Here is a 10,745-nt window from a genome sequence, read left to right as displayed (position 1 = left end):
AATCTCTCTGAGAACATCCGTGCAGGTCACCAAGGCCATTCTGCACCGTTCCCGATATGCCCGCTGGTCCGTCCTGCCGAGTCCGGTCCGCCGCCGTGCCACACATGTGCCATTACCGATCGCCGCGGCCGTCACGGTAGTCCTGTGCCATCCGGGACAGATCGTCCGCGATACGCCGTTCCGCGGCATCAGTAGCGCGCTGGTAGATCAGGGCCGCCCGCATGTCGTCGTGCCCCATTCGCGCCATCAGATCCCTGGTAGACATCCCGGACTTGGACGCCCACAAGTTCCCGGCATGACGCAAGTCGTGAAAGTGCACGCCGGTCAGGCCGACCTCGGCCGTCTTCTTCGCCCATTGGGCCATCTGCGCAAAGTTGGAGCGGCGCAACGGTTTTCCGCGCAGGCCCGTGAACACATACGCGGTAGGTTCGGCCGCCACGAACTTCTGCAGGTGATCGAGGACATCGCGACGAATCGCCGCCGGAACGGTCAACGTCCGGATACCGGCGCGTGACTTCGGAGCCGACACGACAAGCCCCTTACCCGGCAGCTCCACGAACGCCTTGGAGATCCGGACCGACTCGGCCCCGTCGGAGAAATCAGCGCGGGTCAGGGCGGACACCTCACCCCAGCGCAGCGAATCGAACGCGGTCAGCAGGATCAGCGCCCGATAGCGGTCCGGCACCGCGGCGGACAGCGCGAAGACCTGGGCCACGGTCAGCACCGGCCGCTCGGGACTCTGTTCCTTGTCCGCACCACGGACCTTGCAGGGATTGCGCGAGATGATCTTGTCTTCCTCGACAGCCGTAGTCATGGCCGCCCGCAGCAGCCGGTACGCCTTGGCGGTCACGATCTCCGAGACACCGGCCTCGATGCGATCCGCACGCCACTGCCGAACCATTGCCGTGGTGAGTTTGCCCAGGTGGGTCTTGCCCAGAGCCGTCGATTCGATGTGCTTGCGCAGCAGCCAGCGGTACAGCTCGCGCGTCTTGGGCCGCAGTCCCGGACGTTGATCGATCCACGCTGTCATGTAGTCGGCGACGAGGATCTTTCCGCGCTCAGGGTCGATCCAATCCCCTTGCATGATCTGCACTTCCATGCGGGACAACCACTGCTCAGCGACTCGCTTGGTCGCGAACGTCCGTGGCGCCGGATGCATCTGCCCATCCGGACCCCGATAGCGTGCCTGCCACCGCCCAGACGGAAGCTCACGCACATTGCCGAAACCCCGCTTGCCCATCAGGCCACCACCTTGCCGACGCCCCACCGATCGGCGATCGCCTCCACCCTGCCCGCCTGCGCGTACGCCTCCAGGTCCGCGACCTTGAACCGCACATGCCCGCCGACCTTGTAGAACACCACGCGACGCTCGGCCACCAAACGGCGAATGAACCGCACACCCGTGCCCAGGTACTCCGCGGCCCCGTCAACGTCGAGATATCCCGATTCCATGTTCATCCCCTCCTACGCCGCTTCCGGCATTGCCGAGAGATCCTGTGGCTCTGGCAGGTCTGCTATCAGGCCCGTTGCCGTGATGTATTCGTTCTGCCAGATGGAGCGCTGAGCGACCGCGGACATGATCAGGTGCTCGCGCCGAGGGACGTCCGGGTCACTGGGTTCGGTCAGCCGGACCACCCACGCTTTGGCCTGGTCGTTCTTGGCCATGCCCGCCGCGGCCAGGACTTGCCGAACGAATTCGATCCGGTCCGCCTTGTGATCCGGGAGAGTCTTGTTGCTCCAGCGACGCGATACCAGCACCCGCCGACCACGCAGGCCCAGGGTGTCCCGACGATGCGCCTTGCCCTTGCACCGGCCCGGCTGAGTCTTGGCCTTCGCGTTCCGGGGTGCGATGCCGTACCGCAGCCACACCGAGCAGGTGGGCGAGCACGGGGTGCGCTGCAGCTCGACGTGCAACCGCTCGTAGTGCCGACGAGTCCGTTCGTTCGGCGCGTCCAGGACTTCGCCGATGGATTTGGTGAGGTACTTGGTCAGGTAGCCGATGAGCTTGCGGGCATCCTTCCCGCCGACCACGCCCTTGGCCTTGCCGGGACGCACCGGGCCCCGCTCCCCCTCGGCATCGGCGATCGTGCCGTCATCGTCTTCGATGTCGCGGGCATCGGTTTGCACGCCCCACCGGATCACGTGGGCGGGCTGGACATCGTCCATCTCGTCCATGACCGCGAGCGCGTCATCGAAGCTGGGCAGCAGATATCCGGTGTCCGGGTCGGCGAATCCGCCCGCCTGGTGATCCCACACCGGCATGTGCCCGTCGCTGTAGACCTCGTGATCGAAGTGCGGCCACCACACCTGGTGATAGGTCGCCTCTACGATCTGAGTCAGCAACGCATGCGGATCGGTCCCCCGCGCGGCGATGTGCACGTGCGGAGCCCCGCGCCGTTGCGGTTCGACCGCGGCGAAGTACTGCACATCCCGACCAGCGGCACGCCGCCAGTTCTGCACATGCCGATCGAACAACCGCGGGAAGAACATCGCATCACGGGCAGCGCGGCGGTAGTCGTAGCTGTCCGGATCGACCGGCGAACCGTCCCCGCACACCTGGCCCTGCTTGTTCACCGCACCGTCACGATGGCACCGGCCATACGAAGGCAGTGTCAGCGTCCAGAACGTCGAGGGCTGATGCTTGCCGAACTTCCGGCCGACCGTGGTCTTGTCGATCTTCTTGCGCGGCAGGTTCGGGGCATCCTGCCGACGTTTGGTCGAACGCGACCGGCGAGGACGGGATGCCGCGTCGATGCCCGGGATACGGCCCTGCATCCCCGACTGGCGCAGTTCCCGATCCAGGGACGCGATCACCTCCCGAAACCCGTTTGCGGTCTCCTCATCCCCCAACTCCCGGGCAGCCTTGTACTCGGCGAGCATGTCCGCGCGAGCGGTCAACAACTCCTGTTGGTGCTCAGTGGGAGCATCCCGATCACTGACCGGTTCATCGGTCATGTGCCAGCCCTCGCTGCACTGGGTGACCCGCAACGCGCGAGCCTTCGCCGCACACGACGGACAGTCCGAGGCCCGAGTCGATTTGCAGTCCGCGGCAACGTATTTCGACTCACCGGTTTCCGGGTTGAACGCACGCATCGGCACCGGGCGTTTGCACACCCCGTACTTCTCCGCCGCCGCTTCGGCGATATCGATCAGGTTCGGCAAGGCACGACGCTGCGCCGCGGTCATCCGGTCGGGCGAGGAATCGGCCGGCATCGAGGTGGCGGTTTCGATGGTCTCGGTCATCAGGCAACGTCCTTCCCGCGAGTGCCCCCGAGCCGGGGCAGAGTGACCACGTCAGCGAGTGAATCCTGTTGTTGCATAACCAGTTCAAACACCCCAGGCCCGACGATCGAGGCACGGCAATCCCGGGCGCCGAAGGTGTGCGCGAGGTTCGACACCCGGCTCTCGTAGTCGTTCGGGCACTGACCCTCCAACATCCGCACCCGCAACCGGTCCACCGATTCGCCGATCCGGACCGACTGAAGCCGAGGGATGAGGGTGTTTTCCCCGTTGCCGACCGACAGGCCGCAAGCGGTCATCCGGCGAGCCCAGTTGCGGCGGTACCGCCACCAGGCCAGGAACCGGGACCGTGCCCGTCCGGTGATCCACCGCTCGAAGGTTCGCGGGCTCCGCACTCGCCATAGCACCATCCCCGCGGCGAACACCCCGACCACCACGACACCCGGCACCCAACCCACCAACACACCCACCGCCAGCGCACCCGCCAGCGGGAGCGAGACCATCGGGAACAACACCGCCCACCACGCGGCCAGGAACACATACCCGGCCAGGTGCAGCACGCCCAGGCCGAACAGCTCGAACGCATCCAACTTCGAATCCGTTGCCGCAGTAGTCATTTCACATCCTCCGGGGTATCGAACAAGGGCAGTTGATCGCGGCACTCCCAGCGGGGCAGGTCCTTCGGTTTCGGTTTCGACGCCCGTCGCCGCTTGGTCTTCGCGACTTGGTCCGCTGCCTTGCGCACAATCGGATTGACTTGCTGCGCTCCAGGTTTGGCGCTCACGCCGCACGCCCCTTGTCATCACCGAGCCCGCTACCAGATGCGGTGTGCGGGATTTCGTCGGTCTGCCCGCGCATGCAGGACGGGCAGCGGAACACATGCACATACGTGTCGGTGCCGTAGACCGGGCGGGTGTGCCGGACCATCGGCAGCCCGCAGCAGACCGGAATCGTGATCGTGTTCATGCCGCCCAACCTCCGTCGAAGTCGTTGCCGTCGCTGTAGTCGATGCCGTCGTCCCAGCCGGGGACATGGCCGGTTTCGGCCCAGGCGTGCACCGCCAGGGAGACCGGGTCCATGCCCGAGCGTTCGTAGTGGGCACGCCGACGAGCCCGGATATCGACCACCGCGTCGATCGTGTCCGCCTCCAGACGAGCAGCGCGGTCCCGTTCCGTGCTGCGGAACTTGTTGGCACTCATCAGATTTCCTCGATTTCTGTCTCGGAGATCCCGCACACAGAGCAGGTGCGGGAATCAGGCTTGGAACCCAGCAGCCGACGACGCGGCTCGGGGAAGACGTGGCCGTGTTCGAGGCAGCGAGCCGAGGCGACGCAGCCGTCACACAGGACTTTGTCGCCGTCGTAGACCCAGCCGACCCCGGCACCACGGCCGGTGATGTAGGCGATGGCTTCGTTGACCGAGCCGAAACACAGTTGGTCGTAACGGATTTCGCTGTAGCGGTCGCCGCAGCCGTCGCAGTGCACCACCACGTGCGCCACGGTCAGGAATCCGGTTTTCATGCCGCCCGCCCCTCACCGTCGCCGGGGATGTCCTCGCCGAGGTCGTCCGGGTCGAACCCGCTGTAGTCCTCGGTCGGACCGGTGATCTCGGGCGCCGGGGAATAGGTGTCCACGATCGCGTTGGCGTCGTCGTCGGACACCCAGAACGCGCGCACCCGAACGAACTCGGTGGACCCGTCTTCGCCGACGTACCCGACACCCGGGGTGTCCGCGGAGATCCGGTCGCACAACGCGCCCCGGTCCCGTGCCCCTTGTCCGTGGACCATCGTGGTCTGGGTCGGCTCATCCAGGCGCAGTCCGATCCGGACAGGGAACAGTTGCCGGTTGGGCATGGTCTCCTTGGACGGGTCCTGCAACGCGGAGATGACCGAGACCCCAGCAGCGCGGCCCTTGGACAAGAGCTGTCCGGTCAACTGCCGGAACAGTTCCCGCTCTTTCTGGTCCGCGTACGAGGACAGCGACGCCGCCTCATCGATGATGATCAGGATCAGTGGTTCATCCACGGACGGAACGAGTTTGCGCAGTCCGGCCCGCCGCATCCGCACCAGCCGCTCATCCATCTCCGAGACGGCCTCTTGCAACATTCCCAGGATGCTGTCCGAGTGTGTGGCGAACCGGGTGAACAGGCGATCCTCGCCGTAGCCGAACTCCACGCCGCCCTTGGGATCGCCCAGGCGGACATCCACCAGCCCGGCATTGATCGCCGGACCGAGCGCGGCCAGGATCGACCACAACACCGAGCCCTTCCCCGAGCCGGTGGCACCGGCCAAGAGGATGTGCGCGTACAGGATGCGCAGCAGCCAGGGGTGGCCGTCCTCGCGGACACCGACCGGGACCGCTTCGAGATCCACACCATTGGAGACCGCGCCCGGCACCGTTGCCGGGGCAGCGAGAGTGTCATGCACCCTCATCTCGAGACGGACCCAGCCAGGAGCAGGCGACGTGACCGTCACCCGTTCCACCCCCACATACGCGGCCAGCCGGGCCACTGTGGTCTCGTTGGACCAGTCCGCCAACGACTGTCCGCCCTTCATCAGCACATCCACGGACAGGCCGTGCTGGCTGTAGTCCCACCACTCGATCGACGGAAAGCCCTTGTCCGGGTGTCCGAGTCCGAGATCGGTGAACATCTGGAAAGAGAACGCGGGCAACGCCACATGCATCACCGCATTCCGCAACGCCAGCGGAGCCTCACCCACGATCTGCTCGGCGGTCCGGGGCGCGACATCGGCCGGCATCCGGGACCAACGGCACATCCGAGCCGCCAACCCCAACGCACCCGCCGCAGCGACCGCGTACGGGACCATCGTGACCGCGGTCATCACCGCTCACCCCCGTTCGACGGGCGCTCCAGCTCACAGAACAGACGGCACCCATCCGGGGCCGGAGCAGCCGGAGGCGGCTCATGGCAAAACATCCAACAACCGGACACCTCCACCGGCGCCGGAGCCGGAGCCGGAGCCGGAGCCGGTTTCGGGGCCGGGGATGTCGGGGTGATCGACTGGACCGCCGACACCATCCGGGTCACCGGCTGCACGGCCGGGCGCGGACCGAACGCCAGCACCAACGCCAGCGCGGCAGTCGGGACAACCACCGCCGCCCCAGCGATCACCCCGGGCGGCACGCCGCGGGAATTCGGGTTCATCACATGCCTCCAACAGGAACCGCGATCGGCAACATCTGCTGCACCGGCCGCGCAGAACGAACAGGACGCGCCACCCGCACAGGCACAGGCGAAGGCGCAGGCGCAGGAACCGCAGCGGGCACCGGAGACGGTTCCGCGATCGGCTCCACAGGCTCAGGGGCCGGGGAATCCTCCACAGCCGCAACAGGTTCGGGCACCGATTCGAGAACAGGAGCCGACTCGGGCGTAGCGGTATGAGCCACGCGGAACAGCACCGCGAGCCCGTGCGTGTCGATCAACAGACTGATCGGAGCGATAGCCGCGATGACCGCGCACAACCAGCCCGGAAGCTGATAATCGGGCACCGCCGGGTGAACGGCCGCACCAGCGACCACCGCAACGTGAGCGCTCTTGTGAGCCATCACCAGCGCGTGAATCGCGTTGCCGCCCACCGACACCAGCGAGCCCGCCGCCAGCACCCACATGAAGTACTTGCGTTCCGGGGACTTCGCCAGCACCAGCCAGCCGAGCGTGGCTTGGATGATGGTGCCGTCCACGATCCACGGGAACAGCCACGCCGTCGACGCGGGAACGTGCGCCAGTTTGGCCAGATCCCGCAGAGTGGTGAACGAGAGAACGAACGCGGCAGCGCCGACACCCGCGATCACCAGGACCGCGAGCGCCTGCACCACCACAATCGTTTTACGCGTGGACATCACGCCGCCTTCGAACCCTTGGCGAACTCCACAGCCGCCGCCAGATCCGCGAGGAGGCCCCCAGCCTTCTCCGGGGTCAGGAACAGGTTTCCGGAGCCGATGCCGACAACGACCTTGTCGATATTGGCGTGGTACTTCGCAGTGACCGACTGCGCGGACAACTCCGTCGAGACCTGCATCCACGTCATATCCGACATCACGCCACCGCCTTCTCAGCGGCCAGACGCTCCGCCGCATCGTGCAGCATCAGAATCTGCGGCAACGCCTCCGCCAGCGTCCGGGCATCCTCGATCGTCAACGTCAACGACGACGCCGAAACACCCTTCAGCCGAACCCGCACAACCGGAGAGTTCATGCGGCCCAGTGCATTCCGGGTAGCAGGCACGTACATCGCGTCCACGCCATCGAATGCGGTGGTCATCATCGCCAGGAACGACACCCCGATCACGCAGCCTTCTCGTCACGCGGACGCGCAGCACCCGGATTCGCCGGAGGCTGCTTGGCACCGGAGTTGTCACCCACGATGCCCGTCGCGCGGACATTCCAGCCGATCGATTTGAACTCACCCTGACCGGTGATCTTCGGCTTGACGTGCATACCCTCCAGCTCGATCGGACGCACGTTCTTCGAGATCTCCGGAGCCGAAGGCACCGGACGCTGATTCGAGACGAACACCACCTCGAAACTCGCCTGCCGAGCGTTCTCCGCCGACGGATCGGTAACCGTGCCCTTCCACAGCCGCAGGCCCGTGCCGTTGCCCTCCCGGTCCAGATCGACCTTCTGAATCTTCGGCGCATTGCGATCCGAGGTGAACTCCGTCACCGGCTGGACCTCACCCAGCAAAAACAAGCCCATCGGGTGCGGGTCGAACGCCGGGGTAAACCATCCATCCTTGAGCGACATGTCGAAAACTCCTTCTGATTAAGATCCATTCCTACCCAGTCTCCCTAGGTAGCTTTTAATCTACTCTACTTCCCTAGGTAGGTCAATACCTCCTCGGGCAGCCTAGGTAGGCGGTCTACCCTGGTGGAATGGATGCCATTGACCCCAACGACCCGCGCCCGCCGTCGCAGCAGATCGCAAACGTCCTACGAGCGGCGATCTTGACGCGGAAATTCGCCCCAGGGGACAAGCTGCCCTCACAACCGCAGCTCTCCGAGCGGTACGGCGTCGCCAAGGCCACCGTGGAAAGCGCCATCCGCGCGCTACGAGACGAAGGACTCGTGATCTCGCGGAAGGGCAGTGGCGTCTACGTCCGCGAACGGACGGAACGACCGGTCGGACTCCGACCGCACATTGAGAGAGCGTTCGAATCCACCACGGTCACAGTCGATTTCGCTGGTTTTTCAGGGGAGACCCTGCACGGTGCAATGGCTGAGCCATTGGATCGCATACGTGAGGGACGACTCCGGCCCGACTCGCTCACAGTCAGAATGCTGGTCCCTGATCCAACCCGGCCGTGGTCACTACCGGCGCGAACCGATGACTTGTCAGATAGTCCAGCGTTCCGGAAGCGGGCGACGAGGATCATGGAGCGCCATACCCTCGCCGTCATCGATGCTGTGAGCGAACTCGGACGACTTGGGCTCGTGCCGTCGGCTACGGCACAGGTAGCCATCTCACCCGTCGTGCCACTGTTCAAGCTTTACATCTTGAACGCCGAACACGCCTTCTTCGGCTACTACCCAGTCCGAGAGCACAAGCTTGAACTTGACGGAGAGGCAACCGCAATTTGGGACCTTATGGGCAAGGACGCCGAACTCTTCCACTTCGCGCGGGACGTCGATCCCGAATCCACGGGAAGTCAGTTCATCAGCCAATCGCAACTCTGGTTCGACAGCCTATGGAACTCTGTCGGCCGGGAGTACCGGCCGTGACCACCGGCGTCGCCATCGTTCAGGCCCGGCCATGCCTGCTGCTTGATTTCGATGGCCCGATCTGTGCCGTGTTCTCAGATCGCACTGACCGGGCGGCCGTCGCCGAACTGGCCGCCAACTTGCCCACTCCGCTCCCAACGGAACTGAGCAAGACCCACGATCCTTTCGCTGTACTCCAGTACGCCGCAACGACTTACGACGACGCAACTGCGGCGAGGGTCGAACGACGTTTCACCGAGTTCGAACTAGCCGCAGTCCGGACAGCGGAACCTACCCCGTATGCGGACGCGGTAATCCGGTCTGCTGCAACCGATTCCCGAACTGTCGCAGTCGTCAGCAACAACTCAGTCGCCGCCGTCGACGCCTACCTCACACAGCATGGACTACGAGCATTCGTCCGCGGCATCTTCGGCCGGACCGCATCCAATGTCACGAAGCTGAAGCCCTCGCCGTTCCTCCTCGAGGAGGCCGTCAACCAGCTCGCCATGCGACGACCAGATTGCGTATTCGTCGGAGATTCGATCACCGACATCCAGGCAGCGCGCGCCGCCACCATCCCCGTCGTGGCCTTCGCCAACAAGCCTGGCAAGGCCGAACGCTTCGCCAGGCACCAGCCAGATGCAATGATCACCGCGATGTCGGATCTGTTACCGGCGATCAACGGTCGTCTCAATCGGCCTTAGCCTTCGGAGGCCCCTCCCGCATCATCGACTCCGTAGGGCAATGTCAAGTAATATGAGGACGTCACGAGAGTGATGCTGGCGGAGGGACGCCGCTCCACACGACGCCCCTCCTGGTGGGTCACTTAGCCCGCATCATCCAGCGGACCAGAACGAGCGCCCCGGCGATTACAGCACAGCCTCCAAGCATGATGCCGTAGTCGACCGGGGCGTTGCTCTTTTCCCGGCGATGTTTCGCCATCCCCACCACCTCCTTCCTGGGCGCGGTGTGTGGACCATGTCCACCGCCCCTCGGCCGGAGGTATCACCACCCTACGTCACGGCACCGACCAGAATCGTTGGAACGCAACCGATCCCGCCAACACCGAGGCGGGCACCAACCGTTCAGGATCAGCCGCCAAGACGACAGACTTGCACGGCTCTCTCTCGCAACTCACCACATGCAATTCGTTGCCGAATTTCGCTATACAGTCTCAAGGCGCGCGAGCGCCGCCGCCCGCGGCTCCGCCGCGCGGCGACGCGCAACGCGCGCGAAAAAGAGCCGCACGCGGCGCGTCGGCACGTCGGAGCCGCGGGCCACGGCGCAAGCGCGGACTTGCACTGTCTGAGCGCTTTTCGATAACGAAGGCCAGTGCTGGGCACGAGGAGAGCCGTACCCCACTGACCTCCCGCAGACGATCCCGGAATCGGCCGGCACCCAGCCCGGTACACCGGCTGTGGTTACGAACCCGCCTCAAATTCGTGCACGAAACCGGACATTCGCCTGGTCAGTGGTGGTTACGCAGCAATCCCCCACCCTCCTCATTGCCTGATTGTCTCGCTCCAGCCAACCGCGTCAAGGGAAAAAGCGCCCTTGACCCGGCCGTCTTCCGCTGAGGGCGGCAAGTATGAGGATGATGAGGGAAGAGCAGTCGGGGGGCGGATAGACGACCTATCCGCGTGCCACAAACGTGCCAGATACCCCGGTCAACAGCAGTAAAAGCGGATACGCAGTGCGCACCCGCTCTTGCTGGTAGACAAGCTATTTCGTCGTTATGACCCTGATTCCCAAGCTGAGAGTGCGGGTTCGATTCCCGTCACCGGCTCTCC

Annotated in this window: 15 protein-coding genes; 2 read left to right on the top strand and 13 right to left on the bottom strand. The window is 65.0% G+C overall.

Annotation, left to right across the window (positions count from 1 at the left end):
- Positions 1-112: 112 nt before the first annotated feature.
- The 13 genes from AC5WS7_RS40305 to AC5WS7_RS40245 all read right to left on the bottom strand — a co-directional run bounded on the left by AC5WS7_RS40305 (position 113) and on the right by AC5WS7_RS40245 (position 8,002).
- The gene (locus AC5WS7_RS40305) at positions 113-1,240 is read right to left on the bottom strand and encodes a tyrosine-type recombinase/integrase (RefSeq protein WP_495959934.1); all 1,128 of its coding nucleotides are present in this window, start codon (positions 1,238-1,240) and stop codon (positions 113-115) included.
- A complete protein-coding gene (locus tag AC5WS7_RS40300; protein ID WP_495959933.1) occupies positions 1,240-1,458 on the bottom strand; it encodes a helix-turn-helix domain-containing protein in 219 nt (72 codons plus the stop codon). Before AC5WS7_RS40300 ends, AC5WS7_RS40305 begins: the two co-directional genes overlap by 1 nt.
- Positions 1,459-1,464: 6 nt before the next feature.
- Positions 1,465-3,243: a replication initiator gene (locus AC5WS7_RS40295; protein WP_495959932.1), complete on the bottom strand. Its 1,779-nt coding sequence runs from the start codon at positions 3,241-3,243 to the stop codon at positions 1,465-1,467.
- On the bottom strand, positions 3,243-3,857 hold the full coding sequence (locus AC5WS7_RS40290) for a hypothetical protein (protein ID WP_495959931.1): 615 nt from the start codon (positions 3,855-3,857) through the stop codon (positions 3,243-3,245). The genes AC5WS7_RS40295 and AC5WS7_RS40290 overlap by 1 nt, the downstream gene beginning before the upstream one ends.
- Positions 3,854-4,024 (bottom strand): hypothetical protein, encoded by a 171-nt coding sequence (locus AC5WS7_RS40285; protein ID WP_495959930.1) that lies wholly within the window; start codon positions 4,022-4,024, stop codon positions 3,854-3,856. Before AC5WS7_RS40285 ends, AC5WS7_RS40290 begins: the two co-directional genes overlap by 4 nt.
- Entirely contained in the window at positions 4,021-4,206 is a 186-nt protein-coding gene (locus AC5WS7_RS40280) for a hypothetical protein (protein ID WP_495959929.1), read from the bottom strand. Before AC5WS7_RS40280 ends, AC5WS7_RS40285 begins: the two co-directional genes overlap by 4 nt.
- Positions 4,203-4,439 carry a hypothetical protein gene (locus AC5WS7_RS40275; RefSeq protein ID WP_495959928.1) on the bottom strand — a complete coding sequence of 79 codons (237 nt, stop codon included), beginning with the start codon at positions 4,437-4,439 and terminating at the stop codon, positions 4,203-4,205. The genes AC5WS7_RS40280 and AC5WS7_RS40275 overlap by 4 nt, the downstream gene beginning before the upstream one ends.
- Entirely contained in the window at positions 4,439-4,759 is a 321-nt protein-coding gene (locus AC5WS7_RS40270; RefSeq protein ID WP_495959927.1) for a hypothetical protein, read from the bottom strand. Before AC5WS7_RS40270 ends, AC5WS7_RS40275 begins: the two co-directional genes overlap by 1 nt.
- Positions 4,756-6,081, bottom strand: coding sequence for an FtsK/SpoIIIE domain-containing protein (locus AC5WS7_RS40265; RefSeq protein WP_495959926.1), 1,326 nt, complete (start codon positions 6,079-6,081; stop codon positions 4,756-4,758). The genes AC5WS7_RS40270 and AC5WS7_RS40265 overlap by 4 nt, the downstream gene beginning before the upstream one ends.
- 322 nt (positions 6,082-6,403) lie before the next feature.
- The gene (locus tag AC5WS7_RS40260) at positions 6,404-7,099 is read right to left on the bottom strand and encodes a DUF2637 domain-containing protein (RefSeq protein ID WP_495959925.1); all 696 of its coding nucleotides are present in this window, start codon (positions 7,097-7,099) and stop codon (positions 6,404-6,406) included.
- Positions 7,099-7,296: a hypothetical protein gene (locus tag AC5WS7_RS40255; RefSeq protein ID WP_495959924.1), complete on the bottom strand. Its 198-nt coding sequence runs from the start codon at positions 7,294-7,296 to the stop codon at positions 7,099-7,101. The genes AC5WS7_RS40260 and AC5WS7_RS40255 overlap by 1 nt, the downstream gene beginning before the upstream one ends.
- Positions 7,296-7,547, bottom strand: a complete 252-nt coding sequence (locus AC5WS7_RS40250) for a hypothetical protein (RefSeq protein ID WP_495959923.1) — start codon at positions 7,545-7,547, stop codon at positions 7,296-7,298. The genes AC5WS7_RS40255 and AC5WS7_RS40250 overlap by 1 nt, the downstream gene beginning before the upstream one ends.
- Positions 7,544-8,002 carry a hypothetical protein gene (locus AC5WS7_RS40245; RefSeq protein WP_495959922.1) on the bottom strand — a complete coding sequence of 153 codons (459 nt, stop codon included), beginning with the start codon at positions 8,000-8,002 and terminating at the stop codon, positions 7,544-7,546. Before AC5WS7_RS40245 ends, AC5WS7_RS40250 begins: the two co-directional genes overlap by 4 nt.
- Before the next feature lie 128 nt (positions 8,003-8,130).
- On the opposite strand from AC5WS7_RS40245, the gene AC5WS7_RS40240 reads away from it, so the two are divergent.
- Together AC5WS7_RS40240 and AC5WS7_RS40235 are read left to right on the top strand one after the other, a co-directional pair.
- Positions 8,131-8,976: a GntR family transcriptional regulator gene (locus AC5WS7_RS40240; RefSeq protein ID WP_495959921.1), complete on the top strand. Its 846-nt coding sequence runs from the start codon at positions 8,131-8,133 to the stop codon at positions 8,974-8,976.
- The gene (locus AC5WS7_RS40235) at positions 8,973-9,659 is read left to right on the top strand and encodes an HAD family hydrolase (RefSeq protein ID WP_495959920.1); all 687 of its coding nucleotides are present in this window, start codon (positions 8,973-8,975) and stop codon (positions 9,657-9,659) included. Before AC5WS7_RS40240 ends, AC5WS7_RS40235 begins: the two co-directional genes overlap by 4 nt.
- Positions 9,660-10,745: the final 1,086 nt, after the last annotated feature.

This window comes from Nocardia sp. PLKS1-43 (genome assembly GCF_059510335.1).
Note: the sequence above shows the minus strand (reverse complement) of the source record. Positions and strands in the feature narration are given on the sequence as shown.

Bases quoted from the DNA above. Each gene is read 5' to 3' on its own strand.
- AC5WS7_RS40305 (WP_495959934.1), bottom strand. From the start codon at position 1,240: ATGGGCAAGCGGGGTTTCGGCAATGTGCGTGAGCTTCCGTCTGGGCGG.
- AC5WS7_RS40300 (WP_495959933.1), bottom strand. From the start codon at position 1,458: ATGAACATGGAATCGGGATATCTCGACGTTGACGGGGCCGCGGAGTAC.
- AC5WS7_RS40295 (WP_495959932.1), bottom strand. From the start codon at position 3,243: ATGACCGAGACCATCGAAACCGCCACCTCGATGCCGGCCGATTCCTCG.
- AC5WS7_RS40290 (WP_495959931.1), bottom strand. From the start codon at position 3,857: ATGACTACTGCGGCAACGGATTCGAAGTTGGATGCGTTCGAGCTGTTC.
- AC5WS7_RS40280 (WP_495959929.1), bottom strand. From the start codon at position 4,206: ATGAACACGATCACGATTCCGGTCTGCTGCGGGCTGCCGATGGTCCGG.
- AC5WS7_RS40275 (WP_495959928.1), bottom strand. From the start codon at position 4,439: ATGAGTGCCAACAAGTTCCGCAGCACGGAACGGGACCGCGCTGCTCGT.
- AC5WS7_RS40270 (WP_495959927.1), bottom strand. From the start codon at position 4,759: ATGAAAACCGGATTCCTGACCGTGGCGCACGTGGTGGTGCACTGCGAC.
- AC5WS7_RS40265 (WP_495959926.1), bottom strand. From the start codon at position 6,081: ATGACCGCGGTCACGATGGTCCCGTACGCGGTCGCTGCGGCGGGTGCG.
- AC5WS7_RS40260 (WP_495959925.1), bottom strand. From the start codon at position 7,099: ATGTCCACGCGTAAAACGATTGTGGTGGTGCAGGCGCTCGCGGTCCTG.
- AC5WS7_RS40255 (WP_495959924.1), bottom strand. From the start codon at position 7,296: ATGTCGGATATGACGTGGATGCAGGTCTCGACGGAGTTGTCCGCGCAG.
- AC5WS7_RS40245 (WP_495959922.1), bottom strand. From the start codon at position 8,002: ATGTCGCTCAAGGATGGATGGTTTACCCCGGCGTTCGACCCGCACCCG.
- AC5WS7_RS40240 (WP_495959921.1), top strand. From the start codon at position 8,131: ATGGATGCCATTGACCCCAACGACCCGCGCCCGCCGTCGCAGCAGATC.